Annotated in this window: 21 protein-coding genes, 1 tRNA gene and 6 pseudogenes; 19 read left to right on the top strand and 9 right to left on the bottom strand. The window is 58.4% G+C overall.

Features of this window, described 5'->3' with window-relative positions; all coding sequences use genetic code 11:
- Positions 1-269 precede the first annotated feature (269 nt).
- The 5 genes and pseudogenes from ampH (at position 270) to istB (ending at position 5,006) form a co-directional block, all read left to right on the top strand.
- A complete protein-coding gene (ampH, locus tag AC0L7L_RS04910) occupies positions 270-1,379 on the top strand; it encodes a D-alanyl-D-alanine-carboxypeptidase/endopeptidase AmpH (RefSeq protein WP_272210593.1) in 1,110 nt (369 codons plus the stop codon).
- Between the two features lie 43 nt (positions 1,380-1,422).
- Positions 1,423-1,965 carry a DUF6880 family protein gene (locus AC0L7L_RS04905; RefSeq protein WP_272210592.1) on the top strand — a complete coding sequence of 181 codons (543 nt, stop codon included), beginning with the start codon at positions 1,423-1,425 and terminating at the stop codon, positions 1,963-1,965.
- A 271-nt stretch (positions 1,966-2,236) separates the two neighbouring features.
- Positions 2,237-2,503, top strand: a complete 267-nt coding sequence (locus AC0L7L_RS04900) for a hypothetical protein (RefSeq protein WP_272210591.1) — start codon at positions 2,237-2,239, stop codon at positions 2,501-2,503.
- A gap of 153 nt (positions 2,504-2,656) precedes the next feature.
- Positions 2,657-4,251: pseudogene (gene istA / locus AC0L7L_RS04895) on the top strand (IS21 family transposase).
- Positions 4,248-5,006: an IS21-like element helper ATPase IstB gene (istB, locus tag AC0L7L_RS04890; RefSeq protein WP_272210590.1), complete on the top strand. Its 759-nt coding sequence runs from the start codon at positions 4,248-4,250 to the stop codon at positions 5,004-5,006. The pseudogene istA and the gene istB overlap by 4 nt, the downstream one beginning before the upstream one ends.
- A 43-nt stretch (positions 5,007-5,049) precedes the next feature.
- Here the strand turns inward: istB and AC0L7L_RS04885 are convergent, their stop codons facing one another.
- Positions 5,050-5,745, bottom strand: coding sequence for an IS6 family transposase (locus tag AC0L7L_RS04885; RefSeq protein ID WP_473513779.1), 696 nt, complete (start codon positions 5,743-5,745; stop codon positions 5,050-5,052).
- An 83-nt stretch (positions 5,746-5,828) separates the two neighbouring features.
- Positions 5,829-6,665: an IS5 family transposase gene (locus AC0L7L_RS04880; protein ID WP_272210312.1), complete on the bottom strand. Its 837-nt coding sequence runs from the start codon at positions 6,663-6,665 to the stop codon at positions 5,829-5,831.
- 617 nt (positions 6,666-7,282) lie between these two features.
- Here AC0L7L_RS04880 and AC0L7L_RS04875 point away from each other — a divergent pair.
- Both AC0L7L_RS04875 and AC0L7L_RS04870 read left to right on the top strand, forming a co-directional pair.
- Positions 7,283-7,738, top strand: a complete 456-nt coding sequence (locus AC0L7L_RS04875) for a hypothetical protein (RefSeq protein ID WP_473512414.1) — start codon at positions 7,283-7,285, stop codon at positions 7,736-7,738.
- A gap of 270 nt (positions 7,739-8,008) precedes the next feature.
- A complete protein-coding gene (locus tag AC0L7L_RS04870; RefSeq protein ID WP_473512412.1) occupies positions 8,009-9,082 on the top strand; it encodes a TQO small subunit DoxD in 1,074 nt (357 codons plus the stop codon).
- A gap of 81 nt (positions 9,083-9,163) precedes the next feature.
- On the opposite strand, the gene AC0L7L_RS04865 is transcribed toward AC0L7L_RS04870, so the two are convergent.
- Together AC0L7L_RS04865 and AC0L7L_RS04860 are read right to left on the bottom strand one after the other, a co-directional pair.
- Positions 9,164-10,471 (bottom strand): ATP-binding protein, encoded by a 1,308-nt coding sequence (locus AC0L7L_RS04865; protein ID WP_473512410.1) that lies wholly within the window; start codon positions 10,469-10,471, stop codon positions 9,164-9,166.
- Positions 10,468-11,130, bottom strand: coding sequence for a response regulator (locus tag AC0L7L_RS04860; RefSeq protein WP_473512408.1), 663 nt, complete (start codon positions 11,128-11,130; stop codon positions 10,468-10,470). Before AC0L7L_RS04860 ends, AC0L7L_RS04865 begins: the two co-directional genes overlap by 4 nt.
- A gap of 106 nt (positions 11,131-11,236) precedes the next feature.
- On the opposite strand from AC0L7L_RS04860, the gene dsbD reads away from it, so the two are divergent.
- The 3 genes and pseudogenes from dsbD to AC0L7L_RS04845 all read left to right on the top strand — a co-directional run bounded on the left by dsbD (position 11,237) and on the right by AC0L7L_RS04845 (position 14,419).
- Positions 11,237-13,045, top strand: coding sequence for a protein-disulfide reductase DsbD (dsbD, locus tag AC0L7L_RS04855; protein WP_272210584.1), 1,809 nt, complete (start codon positions 11,237-11,239; stop codon positions 13,043-13,045).
- 21 nt (positions 13,046-13,066) lie between these two features.
- Positions 13,067-13,696, top strand: coding sequence for a DsbA family protein (locus tag AC0L7L_RS04850; RefSeq protein ID WP_272210583.1), 630 nt, complete (start codon positions 13,067-13,069; stop codon positions 13,694-13,696).
- Positions 13,693-14,419, top strand: a pseudogene (locus AC0L7L_RS04845) (L,D-transpeptidase). Before AC0L7L_RS04850 ends, AC0L7L_RS04845 begins: the two are co-directional and overlap by 4 nt.
- Here AC0L7L_RS04845 and AC0L7L_RS04840 read toward each other — a convergent pair.
- Positions 14,404-14,532: pseudogene (locus AC0L7L_RS04840) on the bottom strand (Tn3 family transposase); the annotation flags it as partial. The pseudogenes AC0L7L_RS04845 and AC0L7L_RS04840 sit on opposite strands and share 16 nt — an antisense overlap.
- Between AC0L7L_RS04840 and AC0L7L_RS04835 the strand changes: the two are divergent.
- The 3 genes and pseudogenes from AC0L7L_RS04835 to AC0L7L_RS04825 form a co-directional block, all read left to right on the top strand.
- Positions 14,522-14,689: pseudogene (locus tag AC0L7L_RS04835) on the top strand (Tn3 family transposase); the annotation flags it as partial. The pseudogenes AC0L7L_RS04840 and AC0L7L_RS04835 overlap by 11 nt on opposite strands.
- Before the next feature lie 115 nt (positions 14,690-14,804).
- Positions 14,805-15,020, top strand: a complete 216-nt coding sequence (locus AC0L7L_RS04830) for a hypothetical protein (protein WP_473512405.1) — start codon at positions 14,805-14,807, stop codon at positions 15,018-15,020.
- A gap of 324 nt (positions 15,021-15,344) precedes the next feature.
- A pseudogene (locus AC0L7L_RS04825) lies at positions 15,345-15,590 on the top strand (transposase); the annotation flags it as partial.
- Positions 15,591-15,599: 9 nt separating this feature from the next.
- Here the strand turns inward: AC0L7L_RS04825 and AC0L7L_RS04820 are convergent.
- Positions 15,600-16,736, bottom strand: a pseudogene (locus AC0L7L_RS04820) (IS30 family transposase).
- Here AC0L7L_RS04820 and AC0L7L_RS04815 point away from each other — a divergent pair.
- Positions 16,730-17,632, top strand: coding sequence for a hypothetical protein (locus tag AC0L7L_RS04815; protein WP_272210580.1), 903 nt, complete (start codon positions 16,730-16,732; stop codon positions 17,630-17,632). The pseudogene AC0L7L_RS04820 and the gene AC0L7L_RS04815 sit on opposite strands and share 7 nt — an antisense overlap.
- A gap of 119 nt (positions 17,633-17,751) precedes the next feature.
- Positions 17,752-18,838 (top strand): IS3 family transposase gene (locus tag AC0L7L_RS04810; RefSeq protein ID WP_272209663.1). Its coding sequence is split into 2 segments (ribosomal slippage): positions 17,752-18,008 and positions 18,007-18,838, totalling 1,089 coding nucleotides; the frame shifts between segments, so codons are not numbered across the junction.
- 594 nt (positions 18,839-19,432) lie between these two features.
- Here AC0L7L_RS04810 and AC0L7L_RS04805 read toward each other — a convergent pair.
- Together AC0L7L_RS04805 and AC0L7L_RS04800 are read right to left on the bottom strand one after the other, a co-directional pair.
- Positions 19,433-19,509: transfer RNA gene (locus tag AC0L7L_RS04805), tRNA-Arg, on the bottom strand.
- 265 nt (positions 19,510-19,774) lie between these two features.
- Positions 19,775-21,271, bottom strand: coding sequence for a sensor histidine kinase (locus AC0L7L_RS04800; protein WP_272210579.1), 1,497 nt, complete (start codon positions 21,269-21,271; stop codon positions 19,775-19,777).
- A gap of 253 nt (positions 21,272-21,524) precedes the next feature.
- Here AC0L7L_RS04800 and rpmH point away from each other — a divergent pair, with 253 nt between their 5' ends.
- The 4 genes from rpmH (at position 21,525) to yihA (ending at position 24,654) form a co-directional block, all read left to right on the top strand.
- Positions 21,525-21,665, top strand: coding sequence for a 50S ribosomal protein L34 (rpmH, locus tag AC0L7L_RS04795; RefSeq protein ID WP_272210578.1), 141 nt, complete (start codon positions 21,525-21,527; stop codon positions 21,663-21,665).
- Positions 21,666-21,679: 14 nt separating this feature from the next.
- Positions 21,680-22,075: a ribonuclease P protein component gene (gene rnpA / locus AC0L7L_RS04790; RefSeq protein ID WP_473512401.1), complete on the top strand. Its 396-nt coding sequence runs from the start codon at positions 21,680-21,682 to the stop codon at positions 22,073-22,075.
- Position 22,076: 1 nt separating this feature from the next.
- Positions 22,077-23,879, top strand: a complete 1,803-nt coding sequence (gene yidC, locus AC0L7L_RS04785; RefSeq protein ID WP_473512399.1) for a membrane protein insertase YidC — start codon at positions 22,077-22,079, stop codon at positions 23,877-23,879.
- 124 nt (positions 23,880-24,003) lie between these two features.
- A complete protein-coding gene (gene yihA, locus AC0L7L_RS04780) occupies positions 24,004-24,654 on the top strand; it encodes a ribosome biogenesis GTP-binding protein YihA/YsxC (protein WP_473512397.1) in 651 nt (216 codons plus the stop codon).
- A 108-nt stretch (positions 24,655-24,762) separates the two neighbouring features.
- Here the strand turns inward: yihA and AC0L7L_RS04775 are convergent, their stop codons facing one another.
- Positions 24,763-25,320 (bottom strand): fasciclin domain-containing protein, encoded by a 558-nt coding sequence (locus AC0L7L_RS04775; RefSeq protein ID WP_272210573.1) that lies wholly within the window; start codon positions 25,318-25,320, stop codon positions 24,763-24,765.
- Positions 25,321-25,442: the final 122 nt, after the last annotated feature.

Below are 25,442 nucleotides of genomic sequence, written 5' to 3'. Positions count from 1 at the left end.
CACGCCCTGGGTCACAATCTCGCTTTGGGATCAATTGCTTGCGCGGCACACTCCGTTGCAGCCATCCGGTCGAGCGGGTGAGCATACGCCTTTTATGAACCAAAGGTAGATGAGGAGCATAAATTGATTTGTGATAGCTCCGGCTGTGCGTCATATTGTCTGATCGAACGGCAACAGAATCCGATTTTAAGTTGCCGTCCGGCCCGGCCTGAGGACTGGCTCCGGCGGAAAACAGAAATAAATGGTCAGAAAGGAAAACGGAGTCTGTCATGAAACATGCGTTCACCGTCCTATCTATCGCACTCTTTGCCACTGCACCTGCCTTTGCAGATGATCCACTACTGAAGGAAGCCGTTGAATTCTCCGGTCAGATCTTCTTCATCGACAAGAACGTCCCTGGAATGGTGATCGCCGCTGTTCGCGAGGACGAAAGCACAGTATTGGGCTTCGGCGAAGTCAGAAAAGGCAGCGGCATCGAACCGAACGGCGATACGCGGATCGGCGTCGGTTCGATCACCAAAACGTTCACCGGACTGTCGCTGGCGCATCTGGTGGCAGACGGCACGGCTCGGATGACGGATACAGTCGGCCCCCACGAGGGCGTGTTCGCAACCCTGCCTTCCCGCGATGGCAATGCCATACGTCTGATCGATCTGGTCACGCATTCCAGCGGGCTCCCGCGGGAACTGGAGCCCGTCGAGGGAGCCGATAAATATTCCGATCAGTCCTTCGCGGCCAACCTCGAAGGCGACCCGCTTTTGTTCACGCCGGGTACGGGAATGTTGTATTCGAATATCGGTTTCGATGTGTTGGCCATGGCCCTGTCGGACCTTGCGGGCATGCCCTATGCGGATTACCTGCAGCAGCAGGTACTTGAGCCGATCGGTCTTCAGGCGACCAGTTACGCCAAACAAGAAGGCCAAAACGTCATGACCGGCTATGACTGGAACGGGAACGAGATGTATCCGGGCGAACCGTTTCCAAACAAGTTTGGAGCCTCGTCTCTGGAAACAACCGCCAATGATATGGTCCGCTATCTGCAATGGAACCTCGACCGCTTCAATGAGCAGGATGCCGAGGTACGCGCATTAAGCCATGCCGCATGGACAATGCGGGACGGTATGGACCCGGTCTACGGTCTGGACGGCTCCGGACATATGAGTGCGCTCGGCCTTGGATGGGTGATCATGATGCCCGAAAAGGATGCCCCGTTGATAATTCAGAAGTCGGGCGGTGCGGACGGCATCTTCAGCTATATCGCTTTCGCGCCATCGCGGGGCGTCGGCGTCTTCATTTCCATCAACAAATTCGACTTCTCTGCCGGAGCGGAGATCGCGACGGTCGCCAATAAGTTGATTACGGCTCTTGCCCCGCGCTGAAAAACCACACCCTGCGGCCGACTGAAACTTTTATGGTCTTCAGTTGTCTGATCGCGTTATCGCGGATGCCCTTGAGGCACTTGGCCGGGCCGACGAAGCCCAACAGTTCAGGTGGCAGTGCTTCGAAACCTCGCTCGAACCACAGCACCTTCGTGACTATCTGAAACGCCTGCCGGATTTCGATGACATTCAAGCCGAGGCGATGGCTTGGGTTGCGACCTATCCTAGCTGTTTGATCCATCAGGCTCTTGTTTTCTTCATGGAATGGCCCGCCCTTCGCGAAGCCAGTGCTCTCATTGTCGACCGATATGCCGAGATCGATGGTAACTATTATGAACTTCTGACGCCGGCGAGCGAAACCTTGCGGGAAAAATACCCGCTAGCGGCAACTGTGCTACTGAGGGCCATGATCGATTTCAGTCTCGGGAATGCCTGCTCCAGCCGCTGCAAGCACGCAGCCAGGCATCTGATCGAATGCGAAGCCCTGGCCCTGCATATTGACGATTTCGGAGCGATCGAACCACATCATGCCTATCTGGCGTGGCTGCAGCGCGACCACGGCAGGAAGTCGGGCTTCTGGTCATAACTGGAACGGCTATATTGATACGCCAGCGTCCTCTGAGCTTGCGTATAGTTGCCTAGGGTCAGGCGTAGGATACCGGTGACGGGGTGCCAAGGGTTAGTTCGGCCGGTCAGCGGACATTTTCGCTTCACCCGTTCATGCCGCACCATTGCTACACATAAACCAATGTCTCCATCAGGTTAGAAGCCCAGGACGGATGCGCAGGCAACACCCGGGGGTTGGGCCATGGCAAACTTGTTTTCGCCGCGGTATTCATGCGCCGTCCCAGTCCGCGATGGTGGATTGGCTGGCCAAGCGCTGGGTTTCTTCGGCGCTGTTCATGGCGTTTGGTTTTATGGCGCTGGCGCCGGCAATCGCCCTCGCCTTTTTCGGTCTCGCGGTGCTGCTCTATCTGCACCTGCCTGCCTATATGTTTCATCAGGTGGAAGAGCATGCCGGCGACCGGTTCCGCCGCTTCGCGAATGAGCAGATGTTTAACGGACGAAAGGTGTTGCGCCCGGTTGAGGTCACCATGGTCAATCTGCCGGTCGTGTGGGGGTAAACCTGTTTGCATTCTATGCGGCGCTGTTCCTTGAGAACGGCGGTGCAAAAGTCGGCCACGAAAGCGGCGGAATAATTCGTCCGCGGGCGGAGTAAAATCCGGCCACCTATCTTCCTTCTGCAATGAGCGCAGGAGGGACAGAGGATTTACACCGTGGATCTTTATCTGAAGGTTCGTCTGGCCGTCTCGGAAGGGATGAGCCGGCGTCAGGCAGCCAAACACTTCAACATATCCCGCGACAGCGTAGCGAAGATGCTGTCGTATTCGACGCCACCTGGCTATCAGCGACAATCACCAGTCCGGCGGCCGAAGCTGGACGCGTTCGTTTCGACGATCGACCACTGGTTGGATGAAGACAGACACGTGCCGCGCAAACAGCGCCATACGGCCAAGCGTGTTTTCGACCGGCTTTGTGATGAGTGCGGGTTCACCGGCGGCTATACGATTATCAAGGACTATATCCGGGAGCGGGAACAGCGCCGTCAGGAAGTGTTCGTGCCGCTTTCTCATCCGCCCGGCCATGCGCAGGCGGATTTCGGTGAGGCGACGGTGGTGATCGGCGGTGTCGAGCAGAAAGCCCGGTTCTTTGTGCTCGACCTTCCGCATAGCGACGGCTGCTACGTGCGGGCTTATCCGGCGGCGGTGGCCGAGGCCTGGGTTGATGGCCACGTCCATGCGTTCGCCTTCTTCGGGGCCGTGCCGCAATCGATCGTCTATGACAATGATCGCTGCCTTGTGGCGAGGATCCTGCCTGACGGCACGCGTAAGCGGGCAACACTGTTCAGCGGGTTCCTGTCCCACTACCTGATCCGGGATCGCTATGGCCGCCCCGGCAAGGGCAATGACAAGGGTAACGTCGAGGGCCTTGTCGGTTATGCCCGGCGTAACTTCATGGTCCCCATCCCGCAGTTTCCGACGTGGGATGCGTTCAATGCCTTTCTGGAAGAACAGTGCCGGAAGCGCCAATGTGACAGGCTGCGCGGTGAGAGCGAGACGATCGGTGAACGGCTGCAGCGCGATCTGGCGGCTATGCGCCCCTTGCCGGCGTCGCCCTTCGATGCCTGCGATCAGGCCAGCGCCAGGGTCACGGCCCAGTCTCTCGTTCGCTACAAAACCCGCGCATCGGCCAGGAGATCGGGAACGATTTCCGTTCGGAACGATGCGCATATTCAAAGTGCCGGATCGTCGCGTGCGCAAAGAGCGCACGGCGATCCGGTGACTATTCCGTGCCTGTCGCCTACGGTCATCAGGACGTTTGGGTTCGAGGCTATGTCGACAAGGTGGTGATTGGTTGCCGCGGCGAGATCATCGCCCGCCATCCCAGGAGCTGGGATCGGGAAGATGTCATCTTCGACCCTGTTCATTACCTGCCGCTGATCGAACAGAAGATCAATGCGCTGGATCAGGCGGCCCCTCTGCAGGGCTGGGCTCTGCCGGAGGAGTTTGCGACACTGTGCCGGCTGATGGAAGGCCGCATGGCAAAGCATGGCCGGCGAGAATACGTACAGGTTCTTCGTCTGCTGGAAAGCTTCGATATGGCTGACCTGCATGCGGCGATCAAGCAAGCTCTGCAACTCGGGGCGATTGGCTTCGACGCCGTCAAACATCTGATTCTTTGCCGGATAGAGCGCCGGCCGCCGCGACTGGATCTGTCGATTTATCCCTACCTGCCGAGAGCAACCGTCGAGACGACATCGGCGAAGGCGTATATGGGCCTCCTGTCATCGGGGAAGGGAGAAGCGGCATGAGCACCGAAGCACCCGAGATCCTGCTTGCCCACGACCTCAAGAGCCTGAAGCTGCCGACCTTCCAGCGGGAGTATCAGAAACTGGCCCGGCTTTGCGCCACCGAGGGCGTCGACCACATCGGGTACCTCAGCCGGCTTGCCGAGCGGGAAATGGTCGAACGGGATCGTCGCAAGGTCGAGCGGCGTATCAAGGCAGCCAAATTCCCGGTCGTCAAAAGCCTCGACAGTTTCGACTTTGCCGCCATCCCGAAGCTCAACAAGATGCAGGTGCTGGAGCTGGCCCGCTGCGAATGGATCGAGCGTCGCGAGAACGTCATCGCTCTCGGCCCCAGCGGAACCGGGAAGACGCACATAGCGCTCGCCCTCGGCCTTTCAGCCTGCCAGAAGGGCCTGTCTGTTGGCTTCACCACAGCCGCAGCCATGGTCAGTGAGATGATGGAAGCCCGTGACGAGCGGCGTCTCTTGCGTTTCCAAAAGCAGATGGCAGGGTACAAGCTGCTGATCATCGACGAACTCGGCTTCGTGCCGCTCTCCAAGACTGGCGCGGAACTGCCGTTCGAGTTGATCTCGCAACGTTATGAGCGGGGCGCCACCCTGATCACCAGCAATTTGCCCTTTGACGAATGGACGGAAACTCTGGGTTCGGAGCGACTGACCGGCGCTCTGCTCGACCGCGTCACGCACCATGTCAACATTCTCGAAATGAATGGCGACAGCTATCGTCTCGCCCAAAGCCGTGCCCGAAAGGCCAGCTGAAACCCTTCAAAATCGCTACGCAGGTATGAGGCCCCCGCTCGGGCTACGCCCTCCCGCGGGCCTCATACCTGCGCCCGAGGTGGCCGACTTTTGCTCCGCCCCGTGGCCGGTTTTTACACCGCCGTTGACAAAAGAGATTTTGAACCGCTGAAAGTATGCTTGCGAAGTGCTGTAGCGCGCCTGGTGAGCGGAACCGCTGCATAACCCGCGCCCGTTTCCGAAGCGGCAGATGGGAGTTTTCGGCTCGGTTGTTCAATCCCTTGTGTGATCGATGTTCGACCGTGGACATTAGCTGTCGCGGTGCGGCGCCATAGGAGGCAAGCTTGTCGGTGACGATGCGCTTCGGCAGGCATCCCTGCATCCTCATCAGTCGGATCAGTAGGCGTTTGGCTGCCTTGGTGTTGCGGCGCACCTGGATGATTTCGTCCAGAACGTAACCGTCCTGATCGACGCAGTGCCAGAGCCAATGTTTGCGGCCGCCGATCGTCACCACGACCTCGTCGAGATGCCAGACATCGCTCAGGCTCGGCGCTTTGCGGCGCAAGCGGCCGGCATAATCTGGCCCGAACTTCTTCGCCCAACACCAGATCGTCTCATAGGAAACCATAATGCCGCGCTCCAACAGAAATTCTTCGACCAAGCGCAGGCTCAACGGAAACCGGAAATACAGCCAGACCGCATGTGCGATCACCGAAGCCGGGTAACGATGGCGTTTGTAGCTGACGGCACATTTGCGCATAACAGTGAAATAGCCGCAAACTTTTCTGCTCAAGTTAACCTGACATCACCGATGAAGCGGACCTAAGAGCCGGATTCAAAAGTTCATGATGGGAAACAATATCGTGCGAGGCGTCTGGTCATCACCCTGATGCTGGCGATGTTGACCCATGCTGTGGCGCTTGCGATGGACTTTTCCCAATCTTTGGCCAACCGACGGCATCGTCCGAACCAGCCGAAGGTGCGCTCCACCACCCATCGGCGGGGCAGAACCTCAAAGCCTTTCGCTATGTCGGAGCGCTTGATGATTTCAAGGTTCCATTGGCCGCATCCGCGCAGCGCTTTTCGCAACTTCTGCCCGGCATAGCCGCCATCTGCGAAGACATGGCGCAACCAGGGGAAACGGTAGCGGATGGCTTTCAGGACATCGGGCGCACCGTCGCGGTCCTGGATATCGGCAGCATGGACAAGCACGAACAGCATCAGCCCGATCGTATCGGTGATGATGTGGCGCTTGCGGCCCTTGATCTTCTTGCCGGCGTCGTAGCCCGAAACCCCGCCGCTTTCGGTGGTCTTGACACTCTGGCTGTCGATGACACCGGCTGTGGGCGAGGCCTCGCGCCCCTCCAGTTCGCGCGTAGCGCAGACGAGCAGATGATTGATGGTCTGCCAAAGGCCGATGTCGCGCCAGCCATAGAAATAGCCTCGCACCGTGGAGACCGGAGGGAAGTCCTTCGGCAGAGCCCGCCATTGACTGCCGCTGCCCGCAATATAAAGGATCGCGTTCACCACTTCCCTCATATTCGTTTTCCGTGGCCGCCCGCCGGGCTTGGCCAGCGGTATCAGTGGAGCAATTACAGCCCACTCACGGTCCGTCAAATCGGTTGGATAGCGAAGGCGATCCCGGTTATGCTGCAGGCGGGTGATATCATTCCAGGGCATGCGATCCTCCACGTTCTTGGCAGAGGTGGTTGAATCACATCCTTCTGATATCACTCAACAACTTTTAAATCGGGCTCTAACGGCCGCCGCTTATCAGCATTTTGCCAGAAGGCGGCCAGCAATTCTTGGTGCCATCAAACATAAGAAAATTTCTTCTTCGAGTGCGGCGGCCACTAGGTCTCTCGGTCCCTAAATGTCGTGGCTGATGTCAGTCTATTCATTAAATGTATGGAAAACAGCTACTTACGTATTCGATGGGTGATATCTCCGGTTCGAACCCTTTCAAGACCGACGCTGTGCATCAAAATGGACCACGTCACTCAAATCCAGCCTTGGTGTTTCATGACATCCATTCTCCAGTTTCTCGGTCAGGATCTTATCTCAATGTCCACGAACCCGGTATCAGCCCAAAGCGATATGTCCTGACGATCGTCGGTTCAACGGACGACGTTTAAGCCTGCCTTAAGGTTCCGGGACGAGCACACGTCAAACGCATTGAAGCAGGTGCTCTCGTGATCGGGTTCGCGATTATGTCCGGACATACCATAACAGCAGGTTCGCCAAGCTGTCGTTTTGCAAAATGGCCCGGCGGGGTGGCGTTTTGCCGGCTGTTTTGCGTGGCTCTGACCTTCTTGACCACAGCCGCTCTCGCGAGCTGCGCAGTATTGGAAGAACAATACGCCCCGGCAACGCTTTCCAACAGCGATACCAGACGTGCGCCGGAAACCGGGTTTTATGTTCCCTCGATTGTCCCTGCTTCCATAAAAACAGATGATCGCCGCCGGTCCGTGGCGTTTGAAACCACGGAAGACACCGGAACGGTCGTTGTCGATATGGCCGCAGGTTCCCTCTATCTGGTGACAGGCGAAGGGCGTGCAATGCGTTATCGCATCGAACCGCTTGATTTCAAAGGTGCGGCGGACGGGGCTGCGCGCGCTGAAAACTGGGCGGTCGGTGACCTGCAGCCGACGCTCGGCGCCATGATCAGAATGAAAAATCCAAAAGACGCCGAAGACCTGCACCAGCGGTTGTCTGCCGGCGGAAAGGTAGTGTTTTTGTCATCATCGAAGTGAAGCCTGAGAGATAATCCAGCGCGAAAATCAGGGGCTTGTTTGAACCGTATAGAGCTGTCATCTGGCAGGTTTATGCGGCATTTTCCGTGCGCGTATTTCTGAGTAATATCCGTAAATAAAATAATAAAACCAATAATTTAGCCATGATTTCATGATGCAGATCAAGTGCTCCCGTACTTGGCTATGGTCAAAGATGGCGTCGGAAAACAAAACGGCCGCGAAACATGCCGAAAGCGGCCAAAAAACTCCAATGCTGAAAGGAGCACCGCTGTGCAGACTATAAAAACAACAGGCGACGGGCAGTCAATCGGCCCCTCGGTCTGGCAGCTGATCGGGGCTGCGATTCTCGCCAACCGGCTTGTCATCGGATGGGTTTACTGGGGCGGTTTTTCGCGCCGTTTCATTTACGCAACGCAGAAAATCGATCCGGAATCGCCCGGATATCTGGCTAACAAGCTGGTCCATGCAGCACCCGGCGTGCCTTTTGGCTTCGAAAACGTGGTTCACTGGATGCTCGATCACGGGCTGCTTTTGCATATTTCCGTTATCGGCTTCAGCCTTGTGGAACTTGTCGTCGGCGTCGGGCTTCTGCTGGGCTTTGCCACGCGTTTCGTGTCGCTGATCGGCATGGGGCTTTCCGTGGTGCTGATGATCATATTCGGCTGGATGGGCACGACATGCCTTGACGAGTGGACGATGGCGGCCTGCAGCTTTGCCATGACCTCGGTGACGCTGGTGACTGGTAGCGGGCCGTACTCGATCGACAATCTCTTTGTAAAATCGGGCCGTATTGCGAAAAAGCCCTGGCTTGCCTGGTTTACAAGCGGCCCGCTTCCGATAACGCCCAGCCGCTTTGTGACGATCTCCGCACTTCTGGGGGTTCTGTCCTTCGTCTTCACGGTGTTTTTCTATGGCTTCTTCTTCGATGCCATTTACAGCCCGCTCGGCAAGCGCTTCGACAACCTGCATCCGCGCGTTACGATGAGCGAGGGCGTGCTGACCAAGGATACGGCTTCGGTGCATGTTTATATGGATCGCGGGCCGGATACGCAGGGGGCTTACATTGTCCGTGCCACCCTTGCCGACAAGAACGATACCGATCAGCCAGTCTTCGATTACGGCGTCGATGCGCTTACGAACAAGGACATTCTCAATATCTCGGATAATCGCTTTGCGCCTTATTCGACCTGCAAGGCGCTGGCTTACAGTGTTCGCTGCCAACTCGGCAGTCAGGCTTCATTGAATTTTGCGGTTCCCGCAGGCGCCGACATCAACAGTGATATGGTGTTGACGCTGACCGATGTTGAAGGAAAGACCTTCTCTGCCCCGCTTTCCGAGCGCTGATTTTAAGATATAGGTAAACTGTTCGAATGTGGCGCGGCTGAGGAGGTCGCGCCATTTCTGTATTCGGGAATGAGGAGCAAATCAGAGCGGTCCAACCGATACGCGAAAGCCTTGACCGTCCGGCAGGTTCTCGAATGTGAGGGACGCGCCGAGCCGTTTCGCTGCCATGGAGGCAATTGTCAGCCCAAGCCCCGTGCCGGATGCCTTGTTGTCGCGGCCGCGATAAAATCGGCGGGTCAGGAGGTCGATATCCTCCTCCCGCACGCCCGGACCGTTATCTTCAACGGTTAGTCCATCTCCCTCAGGTGTCATGCGCCAGCGCACCTCGCCATTCGCGCCCGCGTGCTGAACCGCATTTTCCTGCAGGTTTCGCAAAATCAGATGCAGTGTTTCGGCATTTGTCTCGGCGCTGAACTGGTCCAGAGCCGGATCGATGATCATTTTGCCGCCTTCGGGCAGCCCCGCGATCACATCGCGCAACACCGCACCGATAACCGTCGGCTCCCGGCCGATCTGCTCTGACCCGGCTTCGAGTCTCGCCAGTGTCAGCAACTGGCGGACCAGACGGTCTGTGCGGTCGACTGAAACAAGGATCTGTCTGAGGGCTTGGTCGCGCATCTTGTCGTCTTTTGCAGCGCGCGCGACCTGCGCCTGCATGCGCAAGCCCGCAAGCGGCGTTTTCAGTTCATGGGCAGCAAAGGCCGTCAATTCGCGTTCGTGCCTTCGCGCTCTATCCACCTTGCCGAACAGGCCATTCAGCGCGTCCACCAGAGGCCGGACCTCAGACGGGGTATCTTTGGCGTCAATCGCGCGCATATCCTCAGCCTCGCGGGCAGTGATGTCGCTGGCGATACGGTTCAGCGGACGAAGACCGCGCCCGAGGCTGAACCAGATGAGAAAGCCGAACACCGGAAGCACCAGCGCTGCCGGGACCAAAAGCCCGGCGACAAGGTCGCGGACGAGACGGTCGCGAAGGCCGACGCGGTCGCCGACGACCACCCGCACGCCTTTCTCGGGGTCGATGATGGTATAGACCCGCCACGCCTCGCCATTCACCTCGCGATCGCCGAAACCCTCCTCATTGAGCGCGATGCTCTCATCCGGTGCCCCGCTGGAGCGGGCCACAAGATCTCCGTCGAGCGACCAGATCTGGCATGACAACTGTTTCTCGTAATCAACCGGGGCGAATGCTCCGTTCTCACGCGCTGCATCAATATTGCTGCTGGAGACCAGCGAGTGAACCATGCGGGCGGCCTCCTGAAGTCGGGTATCGAGAACATGCTGAACCTCGAAACGGCTCCAGCTCGAAATCCAGACCACTGCGGCAAACCATATGATGCCGGACGCGACAACAAGCAGAATGAAAAGACGGCGACGCAGGGAGTTCATCGGTCTGGCCTCATACGGTAGCCAAGCCCGCGCACCGTGTCGATGCTGGTTTTGCCGATCTTGGCGCGCAGGTTGTGGATGTGGACTTCAATGGCATTGCTCTCGACTTCTTCCTGCCAGCCATAGAGCCGGTCTTCCAGTTGCTGCCGGGACCGGATAACGCCCGGGCGCTCCATCAGCGCCATCAGGATCGCGAATTCGCGGCGCGAAAGCACGATCTCCCGGCCGTCGACGGTGGCCAGCATTTTCGATGGATCGAGCGCGATGCCGTTGGCGCTCAGAACCGGCCCGGCCTGTCCATGGCCCCTGCGCGTAACCGCGCGAAGACGCGCCGCCAGTTCGTCCAGGTCGAAAGGCTTGCCGATATAGTCATCGGCGCCGACATCGAGCCCGCGAATCCGGTCCTGGGTTTCGTCGAGTGCGGTCAACATCAGCACCGGCGTCCGGTTTCCGGCCTGTCTTACATCTGCCAGCAGATCGAGCCCGGAGCCGTCCGGCAGCATCAGGTCGAGGATGATCGCATCGTAAGCACCGGCTGCAATGGCCGCAATGGCGTCGGCGCATGTCTCCACGGCGTCGACGGTGTATCCGTTGAGCCTGAGGCCGACGGCAAGGCCATCGGCCAGAACCGGATCATCCTCAATCACGAGTATGCGCATGGACTGTCTTTCCGTTTGAACGCGCCTGTTCTTTTCCAGCCAGCTTAAGGCTGACTTAAGCTGGCTGGACGATCTGCGGTCTCGCCTGCATAATCAACAATGGCCAATGACTGCAATGATCCGATTCCTGTTTTCCTTTTCAACGGTCGTCCTGCTGCTCGTCGGCCTGTCGAGCGCGTCCTTCGCGCAGATGCCGCCGCCGGCCGATGAGGTCTTCCGGCTTCAGGCCAGCCGCGATGGCAGCGGCGTGGTGACTCTGGACTGGACGATTGCGCCGGGCACCTATCTCTATCGCGACAGCCTCAAGGCAAGCGACGGCGGCGTGCCGGTTTCACTGGCCTTGCCCGATGGTGTGGAAAAGGACGATCCGAATTTCGGCCACGTAGAAGTCTATCACAACCATGTTGAGGTCGCGCTCCCGCAAGAGCTTGGCACCGACATGCTGACGGTGCACTATCAGGGCTGCGCCGAACAAGGGATTTGCTATCCGCCGGCCGAAAAGACGATCGATCTGGCGAGCCTTTCGATATCGGGGAGCGGTAACCGGCTGAGTGCTGCCGCCGCCCCATCCAGCCCCTGGCAAACGGCCTCACCTGCTCGACCCGCTGCGCTGGACACCGGCATTGCCGAAACCGGTCCGGGTGAGACCGACACGGCGGAATCCTATCTCAACGGCAATGTGTTTTGGATGACAGCGGGTTTTCTTGGCTTCGGCCTGCTGCTGGCGTTGACCCCGTGCGTCTTTCCGCTGATCCCGATCCTGTCGGCTACATTGGCGGGTGCGGGCGCAAAACTCTCCGCCGGTCGTGGATTCTTCCTTTCGCTTTCCTATGTGTTGGCAATGGCCACAGCTTACGGACTGGTCGGTCTGGTCGCTGGCCTGTCCGGCGCCAATCTTCAGGCCGCACTGCAGTCGCCCTGGGTCCTTGGTCTTTCGGCGGCCGTGTTCGTCACCCTTGCGCTCGGCATGTTCGGCCTCTTCGAGCTGCAATTGCCTTCGGCGCTTGCCTCCCGCCTTGCCGGTCGCGGGCGCGGCGGTTCGGTTGCGGGTGCTGCCGTCTTGGGCTTCGGCTCCGCGCTCATCGTCGGCCCCTGCGTCACCCCGCCTCTGGCGGCGGCGATGCTTTATGCCATCAACACGGGCGAGGCCGCCAAGGGGGCTGTAGCGCTCTTTGCCCTCGGTCTCGGCATGGGACTGCCGTTGATTGCCTTCGGCACTTTCGGGGCGCGTATCCTGCCAAAATCCGGCCCCTGGCTTGTCGCGATCCGTCAGGCCTTCGGCGTCGTGTTTCTTGGCGTTGCTGTAATGCTCGTTGCGCGACTTTTGCCGCCGCCCGCCGCTCTTGCCCTTTGGGGCGCGACGGCCATTGGTCTCGCTGTCTTTGCAGGCGCCTTCGATCGCCTTTCAGCCAGAAGCGGCTGGGGAAAACGCGCAGCCAAGGCAGGTGGCCTTGTGGCGTTCATTGCCGGCGCGGTCATGCTTGTCGGTGCTGCTGCCGGCGAGGGCGACCCGCTGCGACCGCTGGCATTTCTGGCCGGCACGCCTGTTCCCCAGCATCAGGTCGCAGAAACGCAGGTCACCTCGTTAGTCGCGTTTGATGAAGCACTTGCCGGTTCCAGGCAAACGCCAGTGCTGGTCTCATTCACCGCGGATTGGTGCACGATCTGCAAGTCTAATGAGAAGATCATGGCCGAGCCGGCGATTGCCGCGCGGCTTCAAGACGTTGCCATGATCACGGTCGACGTCACCCGCCAGAACAGCGAGGCGCGGGCCATGATGGACCGGTTTTCCGTCGTCGGCCCACCAACGCTTTTTCTGGTCGATCGCGACGGCCGGGAGGTCGGCAATTCGCGGATCACCGGCGCCATCACCCCTGAAACCATCGCACAAAACCTGTCCCGGGCCGGTGCCTGAGGACCAATCAAGGAGACCGATATGAAGCGCAGGACCTTCCTGGCCGCTGTCACGCTGGCGGCTTTCGCCTTTGCCGGCTGCATGCCCGCAATGGCCCAGGATATAGACGTTAACGCCATTCTGCACGATCCCGACGCACCCGAGGCGGGCAATCCCGAGGGTGACGTGACCATCGTCGCCTTCCTCGATTACAACTGCCCCTTCTGCAAGAAATCGGCCCCGGACCTCGACCGTATCGTTAAAGAGGACGGCAATATCCGGCTCGTCTACAAGGACTGGCCGGTGCTTTCGGAGGCTTCGGTCTATGGCGCGCAACTGGCGCTCGCGGCCAGCTATCAGGACAAGTATGAAGAGGTCCATCATGCCCTGATGGCCGTTCCTGGCCACAAGGTGACCGAGGAACGGATGCTCGATGCCGTGCACGCCACAGATGTGGACATGCAGCAGCTGCAGAATGATGTTACCGGTCATCACGCCGAAATCGCCGCGCTTCTGGGCCGCACGATGGAGCAGGGTGATGCGCTCGGCCTTGTCTCCACGCCGACCTATCTGATCGGCCCGATGATGACGACCACGCTCGACTATGACGGCTTCAAGGAAACGGTGGCGGAGGCCCGGCGCCGTCACGCTGCGGGAGAACGCGTCGAATGAGAAATCTTATCGTCAAGTTCCTTCCGGTTGTTGTCGTCACCGCGCTCTCGGCCTGTGCGTCGACCGGCAGCCCTCCGCAGCCGCCCGCGCCGAAGCCGGTGCTTGAGGACGGGCGCTACGCCGCTGTCACCAATGAGCCGTTCAATGTGCCGGCCGTCAACCTCAGGCAGTTCGATCCCGAATTCCGGCGTCAGCTTGTCGACGATCCGACCGGCGAGCAGCCGGGCACGCTGGTGGTCGATCCCGAGAACCGGTTCCTCTATCTCGTCATGGCGGACGGCAAGGCCATGCGTTACGGCGTGGGTGTGGGACGTGCGGGCATGGCATGGTCCGGCACGGCGAATGTCGCCTACAAGCGCGAATGGCCAACATGGACGCCGACGCAGAACATGATCAAGCGCGATCCCGACACCTATCAAAAATGGGCGGGCGGCATGGAAGGCGGACCGACGAGATCCGCTCGGCGCACGCGCGCTCTACCTGTTCGAGGACGGCAAGGACACGCTTTACCGTATCCACGGCACCAACGAGCCGTGGTCGATCGGCCAGGCAATGTCGTCGGGCTGTATCCGTATGATGAACCAGGACGTCATGGACCTCTATCGCCGCGTCCCGGACGGCGCAAAGGTCGTCGTTCTGCCCGTCACGGGACAGGAGAAGCCGGTTGCCGGCACAGAAAGCAGCCAGAGCAATGATGATCGGGTGACGAGTGCAAACACATGATCGCTGGCGCCACCTGTATCAGTGAACAGTTGCTCGATATCGAGGACTGCGTTGTGATCGAACAGGCCGGCGAGAACATAGATGGCCTCGCTTTCTGTCGGGCTGACCGGCAAACGCTTTGCGCCCAGGCAGCGCAATATCAAAGACCGGAAACTCCACACGTTCGAGAAACCCGAAGCCTATCCGTCGCTGGCAAATCATATAGGCGCTCCAATCAACACCGCTCTCATCATGGAACATTGGGAAGAATTCCTGCGCCTGCCGATCTCGTCGAGCAGCGCGTGCTTTTGCCGGGACGGAACTCGCCGATGCGCAGGGCGCTCGACCGGGCTTTCGCCAACGCCGAACAGCAGCCTGTCAGTGTAGTGGAAACATCCATGCTCAATTGCTGCCAGTTTGCCGCAGCCGGCATGGGGTCGGTATTGTCGACAGGATCAGTCTCAATGCGGCGGGCACCGGGACGATTTCCAGGCCGTTCGAGCCGGACGTCGAGATTTCATACTTTGCAATCCGTCCCTCGGGCGCACGCGGCATAGCGGTGCTCGACGATCTGATCGAGAGCATCCGTGCGCTTATGGCAAACACGCAGGCGTTTGCCTGATTTCGCTGCCAGCTGGTGCCGCACCGAGCGGGCAACCTCCCGATGGCTCACATCTCGTCGCCGGCGGCGTTCATTTTGAGGGCGCGGGGCGCCGCTTCCCAGCCGAAAATGTAGTGCGCGCGCAGAAGTTCTCGCAGGAGAGGCCCTCGCGATGGACAAGGGCATTGAGGATGTGTGCATGTTTGTGAACGGCGCGGGCCCAGCGCTCGTGATCGCGGTTCGAGGAACTTTGGCCGTACACCGTGTGGATGCACGCGCAGGTGGACCTGTCGCGGTTTGATACCGCTCCTTTGATAGCATTTACTGCAGCAAAGGATATGAATTATGGGACAGAAACGGACGAACGAATTTCGCCAAGATGCGGTGCGTATCGCGCTGACAAGCGGGCTGACGCGCAAGCAAGTGGCCGATGATCTCGGCGTTGGGATGTCAACGCTGAACAAATGGATCACGGCACATCGAGACACTGACGTGGTTTCGCAAGAGGATTTAGACCTCGCCAAAGAGAACGAACGGCTTCGACGTGAGGTTCGGCTTCTCAAGGAGGAGAGGGAAATCCTAAAAAAGGCCACGGTGGGTTCAACCGGTCAACGCAACGGCTCTCTGGAACGTATCAGTTGGCGTCTGGAAACCAAGTGTTTTTCGTGGTCTGGTGTTGAGGCGTAACGCGACTTGATCAAGGTCGTGCTGGGTGTAAACGGACAGGTCCGTTCCTTTCGGAAAGTATTGTCTCAGCAGACCGTTGGTGTTTTCGTTGCTGCCTTGTTGCCACGGGCTTTGCGGGTCGCAGAAATAGACGCTGATATTGGTCGTGACAGTGAACTTGCGGTGGTCGGCCACCTCCGTTCCACGATATTAAGTCAGCGAGGTCATCAGCTCTTGCGGCAGGTTTTTCACTTGCCTGATCAGGGCACCCACGACGCTGTCGCTGTCCTTGCTGTTCACCTTGACCAGCATGACAAAGCGCGAACTGCGTTCAACGAGGGTAGCGATGTGGCTGTTCTTTTAACCGCTCAGGAGATCGCCTTCCCAGTGGCCAGGGATGGCGCGATCTTCAATCTCCACCGGTCTGTCCCGGATCGACACCGCGTCAATGATTTGCCCCCGCTTCTGCCCTGCCGTTGTCGCGGTTCTGCTCCGACGCATTATCCTGCGACTGCGCAGATGGGCCAGCAGCTCTTTCTTGAGAACGCCACGCGCTTGAATGAACAGGCTTTTATAGATCGTCTCGTGCGATACCTTCATTGAAGCGTCTCCGGCATACTGGGCTTTCAGCCATCCAGCGATCTGTTGTGGTGACCATTGGACTGATAGCTTCCCGGCAACCAGTTTGCACAGAGCTGGGTTGAATGCCAGTTGGCAAGGCTTGGGGCGGCGGGCGCGATCCAGTGCACGTTCCTCGGCACGGGTGGCGCGATAGGCCCGGCGCCCGCCATTGCAAGCAACTTCACGGCTGATCGTCGAAACGGATCGCCCCAGATCTCGGCCAAGCTGCCGCAAGGAGTGGCCCTCAGCAAGGCCACGCGAGATTTCCTCTCTTTCCTCCAAACTGAGTGACCCCAGTTTGCGTAGTCGGGGCAAAGGCGCAAAACCACCCTTTGCCGCAACTACACCAAACACCGAAGCCGCATGTTTTCCCAGTGCCCGACCAATTTCACTAAGCGTTTCCCCGGCCCTCCACCGCCGCCAAAGTTCAGCCTTCTGCTCGTGTGACAAGCCAAGGCTGCGGCAAGAGCTCGGTAACTGATCTGCTTGCGAACCTGATCGATGCCGAGATCGGCAAGAAGCGCACTGCCTCTAAAGACGAGCGAGAGCTGGTGATTGCCGCCAAGAACGGCCATGTGCTGGCGTTCGACAAAATGTCGAGCGTCGCCAACTGGTTCTCGGATTCGCTCTGCAGGCTTTCGACCGGCGGTGGCTTTGCGACCCGTGCGCTGCATACCGACAACGAGCAGATCGTGCTTGAAGCACAGCGCCCGGTCATCCTGAACGGCATTCCGGGCCTGACCGGACGAGCCGACCTCTCCGACCGTGCCATCGCCATCCATCTGCCACGCATCCCGGAAGACGAGCGACAGACAGGGCGACATCTGAAGGAAAAGCTGGAGCGGATGAAACCCTACCTTTTGGGCGCACTGTTGGATGCTGTGTCGGAGGGATTGGGTCGTCGAGCATCGATGCGGCTTGCAAACCCACCGCGCATGGCAGACTTCGCCGAATGGATCGAAACCTGCTCTCCGGCTTTTGGCTGGGAACCAAGCCAGTTCCTCGAAGCCTATCGTCTGAGCAGAACGGATGCAGCCAAGGTCGCACTTGAGAATGATCCTTTCCGCAGCGAGCTGACCCGCATCATCAAGCGGCATCGTGTGACCGGCTTCAGCGGGACAGCCACACATCTTCTCGAAGTCCTAAACGAGCATGCAACGCCGGCGATCAAGAACATGAGGGGCTGGCCGTCAACAGCAGCAACGCTCGGCACGCTCGTCCGCCGGGCAGCGCCGCTGCTCAGAAGCGAAGGTTATGCCGTGACAGACAGCCGGACGGCTGAAGGTCGTATGATCATCATCCGGCCGCTCTCGTCTGCGCAGCCGAACGAAGACAACAGAGACTAATCCGACCCTTCCTGCTTCTCCCATAGCCGCCCACAGCTGGCCGTCCCCGGGTAATCCCCCGAAAAATAATGGGCTTCAAAAGTAGAATTTTCTCGGGTTTTATGACTGAGGAGATTTTGATGAAAAAGACGAGATTTAGCGAAGCACAGATTATTGGCATTCTGCGTCAGGCAGAAGGTGGCGTTCCTGTGCCTGAACTTTGCCGGGAGCACGGGATGAGTTCAGCGAGTTTTTATAAATGGCGGGCCAAATATGGCGGCATGGATGCGTCGATGATCAGCCAGATGAAAGCGCTGGAAGACGAGAACCGCCGTCTGAAAAAGATGTATGCGGAGATGAGCATGCAAACCGAACTGCTGAAAGAGGCTTTGGGAAAAAATGACGCGGCCATCTCTACGCCGGGAGGTGGCCGCGCAAGCCGTGGCGATACGTGGGGTGAGCATAGCACTTGCCTGCCGAACGTTCGGTGTCAGCGAAACTTGCTACCGATACAAAGGCAAACGCAATGATGAGAATGAACAGATCGCCGATCTTCTGACCGGCTTGACGCAGGCAAAGAAGAACTGGGGCTTTGGCCTTTGTTTTCTCTATCTGCGGAACGTACAGGGACGGCGCTGGAATCATAAGCGTGTTTATCGCATCTACCGCGCGCTTGAGCTGAACCTCAGGATCAAGCCACGCCGGCGGCTGAAACGGGAAAAACCGGATACACTCAATGTCCCGACAACGCCGAACGCGGTCTGGTCCATGGACTTTATGGCGGATCGGCTGGCCGATGGCCGGCAGTTTCGGCTTTTGAATGTTCTGGATGACTTTAACCGTGAGGGGCTTGGCATTGAGGTCGATTTCTCTCTACCTGCGGAGCGTGTCATCCGTAGCCTGAACCAGATCATTGAGTGGCGCGGCAAACCGCTGGCAATACGTGTTGACAATGGCCCGGAATATGTCAGTGGAAGGCTTATGGACTGGGCTGAAAATCAGGGCATTGCGCTGAATTACATCCAGCCTGGAAAGCCGCAGCAGAACGCTTATGTCGAACGCTACAACCGGACAGTACGACACGAATGGCTTGACCAATACATCATCGAGAGTATCGAAGAGGCGCAGGCGTTCGCCACACAATGGTTATGGAGCTATAACAACGAGCGACCCAATATGGGCATCGGCGGAATGACACCCGCACAGAAACTGAAAATGGCTGCGTGAATTCTACCAAAAAGCCCCGGTAAAAAGGGGAGGATTACCCCCGCGCCCCTTTGTTTTGATCGTCCACACCAGACAGCGGCTGTCATAAGGGGCATGGGTCCTTCCTGTGTCACTCTGCCCTGCGGGTATTTGGCACCGCGCGATCGGCCTAGTCTGAGACCGGATGCAAAGCCTAAAGTCTCAACGCTTCGGGCCGTTTCGGCTAAACTCCATCTCTCTCCACACGTTATACCTGCACGATTGATGAGCGGATCAGCGTCACGCTGGCCCGGCACCTTTCATCTCATCCATGTGAGAGTTACCGCAGCAAAAGCGTCGCCGCAGGCCGCAGCCGAATGCCTGACAGGCGCATGACGGCCATTTGAACGAGGCTGTCACGGTCAACCTATTGAATAGACAAGATAATGACAGTCATGACGGCGATGACAGCACCAATTTTATAGAATCAAAAGGGTTTTTAGGGTTTGGCGACGCAAGCGGTCGTGGAACGGTATCGAAACCGATCCTGCTGCTTACCCCGGCTTACCCGGAAAACAGGTCGAAAAGTTTTCGACAAGATAGAAGCATCAAGTAACTGATTTTAATGAATAAAAATGGCGCGCTCGGGAAGATTCGAACTCCCGACCCCCAGATTCGTAGTCTGGTGCTCTATCCAGCTGAGCTACGAGCGCTTGCCTTTTTGCGAAGCACCGCATGTTGTCTGCGGCGTGCGAGAGGGCTTCTAGAACCTTGCGTTTTGGAATGCAAGTGGATTTCAAAAAAACCTGTCATTTTTCTGAAACACACCTTCGAATGAACCGATGCGGCCAGAAAACATGGAGGAACATGGCCCCGGGGCAGGTACGAAAGAAAGAAATAGAGGTTTATTTTCAACAGGATAAACAAAGGCCCTCCGGCAAAGCGCCCTGTTGGCGCTTTCCGCGCAGGCTCACGCCGTCACAGTCCAGTCTCGTTTTCACCGCGCCAGACATCAAGCGCAACGGGACGGTCGGGCACCTCGATGCGAAACAGCGTGCCCTGCCCTGCCTTTTCCACCAGCGCGATCGTGCCGCCATGCGCGAGCACCAGTTCGCGGGCAATAGCAAGGCCAAGCCCTGTTCCGCCACTGCGCACGCCACCGCGGAAAGCTGCAAACAGGTTCTCACGTGCCTTCTGCGGCATGCCCGGCCCGGTATCGTCGATCGAGAGCGAAACCACGCTGCCGTGACGCTGCGCAGAGACGACAAGACAGTTGAGTGAATCGCGCCGCTCGCCAGCCTGCTGGGTCAGCGCCTGGACGCTATTGCGGCACAGATTGAAGACGATACGGAAAAACTGCTCGGGGTCGGCATCGACAATCAAATTGTCCGGGACACGATTGATCCAGTCGATCGGCACATCTTCTGAAAGCTCCAGATAGTCGTGCACGTCATTGATCAGCTCGAACAGATTAACCTGTTCACGCTTGGGCTCAGCTTCAGAAACCTGTCCGTAGCTCAGAACCGAACGCGAATAGGCAGCAGCCCGGTCGATGGCGCGCAGAAGCTTCGGGGCCACGCGACGGACCACCGGGTCGTCTGTGCCCGCAATCCGATCCGACATCAGTTGCGCCGACGCCAGAATATTGCGCATGTCGTGATTGATCTTCGAGACGGCAAGGCCCAGTTCGGCAAGGCGCTTCTGCTGGCGTAGCGTCTTCTGAAGTTCTCTTTGCATGGAGGCAAGATGGCGGCTCGCAATGCCGAGTTCGTCTTTCGAGTCGGCTGGCTGAAACACGCTCTCCGGTAGATCCGGGTGCTCGGAAAAAGTCTGCATATTAGAGATCTGACGCCGCAGCGGACGCACAAGCAATGAATTCAGCCGGAAGAAGATCAACATCGCCGTAAAGGTCGAAAGCAGGATACTGAGAAGAAAGATATTGCGCGCATGTATCAATAGCGCATGGCGAAGCTCGTCATCGGAAATCACCAGATCGATGATCGCGTCACTGTCACCGATATGGCCGAACACCCGAATAGCCCGGTCGCCGCCGAACAACAGTTCGTCGAATGCGTCAATAACGGCTTCCACCGGACCGACATCGGTCAGGTCATAGGATTTGCTGATTTCCGGCGGCATATCGGCGATGGCAAGGAGCTGGGATATGCCGTCCTTTCTCAGCACAATCGCCTTGGTGCCGGTCGCCATCAGTGTGTCGTCCTGCAGTGCGCGCGGCAGAACCTGCGGCTGGAGGCCGTCAATGACCGTCGCAGCCGCAGCGGCGGTACTCAGCCGGTCATCAAGCCATCTCAGCCGCATGCTGGCCAGCGACGGCACGAAGAACACCACTTCGGCGAACATGATGATCGCGACGGTCAGCGCCAGGATGCGTCCGGACAGGCCCGAAAGGAAACCGGTCACGGCGACACCCTCGCCCAGCGCCTCGTGCTCATTGCGGGGTTTTCCCCATCGCATCGCGTGTCTCCGACAGAAGAAGTTGCTCGACCATAGACCAATCGCAGACTAGACAAAACCGCGTTGTTTGAGGCACTTGAAAACTCCCTCGCCCGGCATGATTGACAATTTACCGCGCTTTCCCTTATAAGCCGCGCAGTTTCCGCGCCCCTGTCCTGCTGAAAAGCGGGATCAATGACGGTAACATAATCCACACGCTTAAACTGCTTCGGCAGTTCACCAAGAAGGGCCGCACACCGCGGTATTTAAACAAATGTCTACCAAGCGTACCTATCAGCCTTCCAAGCTTGTTCGCAAACGTCGCCACGGCTTCCGCTCGCGCATGGCAACGAAAGGCGGCCAGAAAGTTCTCGCAGCCCGCCGCGCACGCGGTCGCAAGCGTCTTTCGGCTTAAGGGCTTCAGCCCTGATGGCCGGGCCGGATAAACAAACCGAAACGGTTGTCGGGCGGCTCAAGACCCGCCCGCAATTTCTGGCCGTTCAAAAAGGCGAACGGCGGAAAGGCCCGCTGTTTCTGCTGGAAGTACTCGACCGACGCGATCCCTCTTCCGGGCCCCGCGTCGGTTTTACTGTGACCAAAAGGCAGGGAAACGCCGTCGAGCGCAACAGAATGCGTCGCCGGCTGAAAGAGGCTGTGCGTCTCAAGGGCGCATTTGCAATGCAACCCGGTTGCGATTATGTCGTTGTGGGCCGTCGGGAGGTGCTTGGCGCCTCCTTCGAGAGGCTCACAGATGAGCTGGAATCACGGATTTCAAAATCGCCGCGAACCGGACGGAGCCGGACGGCGTCCGCACCAGGAAGATAAGATGGAAAATAACCGCAATTCTATCATTGCGATCGCTCTCACGGTCCTGGTCGTTCTGGCCTGGCAATTCCTGTATATGGGCCCGCGCCTTGAAGAGCAGCGCGCCGCGCAGGAGCTGGCCGCACAGCAGCAGGCGGTACAGGAACAGACGGTTTCCACCAACAAAAACACCGGCGCGGGCACCTCCGCCGGGACGCCGGCTGCCGGTGGCGATGCCGTGTTCTCGCAGGCCGGTGCGCAGCAGGAAACCGCACCACGGGTGAAGATCGATACGCCCTCGCTCTCGGGCTCGATCAACCTTGCAGGCGCCCGCATCGACGACATCAAGCTGAAGGATTACCACGTCACCGTGGATCCCAAGAGCCCGATCGTCACGCTGTTCAGCCCGGCCAACACCGAAAACGGTTATTTCGCCGAACTGGGCTTCGTCCAGGGCGAAAACTCGGGCAAAGTCCCAGGACCACAGACCGTGTGGACGCTGAAAAGCGGCGACACGCTGACACCGTCCACGCCGGTCGAAATCTCCTATACCAATGACAGCGGACTGACATTCCTCCGTACGTTTTCCATCGACGATAACTACATGATCACGGTGGACGACAAGGTCACCAACAGCTCCGACAAGCAGGTGACCGTCAACCCCTACGGTCGCATCACCCGCTTCAACCTCCCGGACGAACCGTCGGCCTGGGTTCTGCATGAAGGCTTCCTCGGCGTAATGTCTCCCGATGCCGGCATCACCGAAGACACCTACAAGAATATCGGCAAGGAAAACGAGACCTACAGCGGCTCCAATGGTGGCTGGTTCGGCGTTACCGACAAATACTGGGGAACGGCGATCGTTCCGCAGGCCGACATGAACTACGACGTGCGGTTCTCGCATTTTGAGGACGGGCGCGCGCGCTATCAGGCGGACTATTCCGACAACCAGCCGCTGACGATTGCGGCCGGACAGGCGGCAGATCTGAAGACCATGGTTTTCGCTGGCGCCAAGGAAACCAACGTCCTGACCCAGTATCAGGACCAGCTCAATATCCCGCTGTTCGACCGCATGATCGACTGGGGCTGGCTGTTCTTCATCACCAAGCCGCTGTTCCAGCTGATGGATTACATCTACCGTCATGTTGGAAATTTCGGCGTCGCAATCCTGATCACCACCGTCATCATCAAGCTTCTGTTCTTCCCGCTCGCCTCCAAGCAGTATGCCTCCATGGCCAACATGAAGCGCATGCAGCCGAAGATGACCGAGCTGAAGGAACAGTTTGGCGACGACAAGATGGGCCTGCAGAAGGCCATGATGGAGCTTTACAAAAAGGAAAAGATCAATCCGGTGGCTGGCTGCTGGCCAGTATTGCTGCAGATCCCGATCTTCTTCGCGCTCTACAAGGTGCTCTACGTCACCATTGAAATGCGTCACGCGCCATTCTTCGGGTGGATCCAGGACCTTTCGGCACCTGACCCGACCAGCGTCTTCAACCTGTTCGGCCTGTTGCCCTGGAGCGTTCCGACCGCGCTGATGATCGGCGCCTGGCCGCTGATCATGGGCGTCACCATGTGGGTGCAGATGCGCATGAACCCGACACCGCCGGACAAGACCCAGGCGATGATCTTCAACTGGATGCCGGTGGTCTTCACCTATATGCTGGCACAGTTCCCGGCCGGTCTGGTGATCTACTACGCATGGAACAACACGCTCTCGATCCTGCAGCAGTCGATCATCATGAAGCGTCACGGCGTCAAGATCGAATTGTTCGATAATCTGAAGGGCGTGTTCCGCCGCAAGAAGCCAGCGGCTTCGGAATAGACGCAAGACGCGGTTCCGGCCTTTACCGGGACTGACCGCCTGAATATCTGTATTGCCGGCTCAAGACCGGCAATACTCTCGCCCGGCAGTATTGCCGGGCTTTTTCTTATGATAAGAAACGGACATGACCCAGCCCATCGACCAAGACGCCGCCCTGTTCGCCCGCCCGTGGATCTTCATCCGCGGAGTGCCGTCGATGAAGTTCCTGCCACCGGAGGGCCCACCCGAAGTCGCCTTCGCAGGCCGCTCCAATGTCGGAAAATCATCGTTGATCAATGCGCTTCTGACCCGGAAGGGTCTGGCGCGCACATCCAACACGCCGGGCCGAACCCAAGAACTCAATTATTTCGTCCCCGACGGCTATTCCGGCGACGATCAGGATCTGCCGCCAATGGCGCTTGTGGATATGCCCGGCTATGGCTATGCCAAGGCCCCCAAGGAGCAGGTCGATCTGTGGACCAAGCTTGTGTTTGATTATCTGCGTGGGCGCGCCACTCTGAAACGCGTCTACCTGCTGATCGATGCCCGCCATGGCATCAAGAAGAATGACGACGACGTGCTCGATCTTCTCGACAAGGCCGCCGTTTCCTATCAGATCGTGTTGACCAAGACGGACAAGATCAAGCCACCGGCTGTTGAAAAACTTCTCATCGCCACGGCGGAGAAAACCCGCAAGCATCCGGCCGCCTTCCCCGGCATTATCGCCACCTCCTCGGAAAAGAATGCCGGCCTCGATACATTGCGGCAGGCGATCCAGGAAACCGTGGCCGGTTGAACGCAAAAAAGAACCGCCCGGGGGAGGCGGTTCCAAGTGAGCGGTCCATTGGGCGCTCACCTGCCGGGTCTGATGAGACGCCCGGTCAGGCAGATGGATGTGGGGTGATCAGCTTGCGGGCAGAAGCACCGTATCGATGACGTGGATGACGCCGTTTGACTGTTCGACATCGGCAATCGTGACCTTTGCCGTACGGCCGTTTTCGTCGGTCAGCGTGATCATGCCGTCCATTTCGGTCGCACTCAGCGTGCAGCCGCCGACAGTCGGCACATCATGTGCGCCGCCATCATCAGAAATCATCTGCTGAATGGCAGACGCCATGGCATCGGCGGAAACCACATGGCAGGTCAGCACCTTGGCAAGCGCTTCCTTGTTTCCCGGCATCAGCAGTTCGTCAACCGTGCCATCCGGCAGATCGGCAAAGGCCGCATTGGTCGGGGCAAAAACAGTGAACGGCCCTTCACCCTGCAGCGTTTCGACGAGGCCAGCAGCCTTGACTGCGGCCACCAACGTGGTGTGGTCCTCGGAGTTCATGGCGTTTTCGACGATGTTCTTGTCGGGATACATCTCGGCACCGCCAACCATCGGATTGGCAGCAAAGGCTGCGATGGCAGAGCCACCGATCAGCGTGGCGGCAAGGGCGGTGGTCTTGAAGGTGTTCAGCATGATAGTCTCCTCTAGGTCTTTCATGTCTCCCGGTGCCCTCCTGGCGCCGGGGATGAAACAATTGACGGAGACCTTGGCCAAAGAGTTTCAGTTTTTTTTGAATTTTTCTTCAAGTTATTGAT

The organism is Martelella sp. K41-7, from assembly GCF_055808365.1.
The sequence above is the reverse complement of the archived record's forward strand: the minus strand, read 5'-3'. Positions and strand labels throughout refer to the sequence as shown.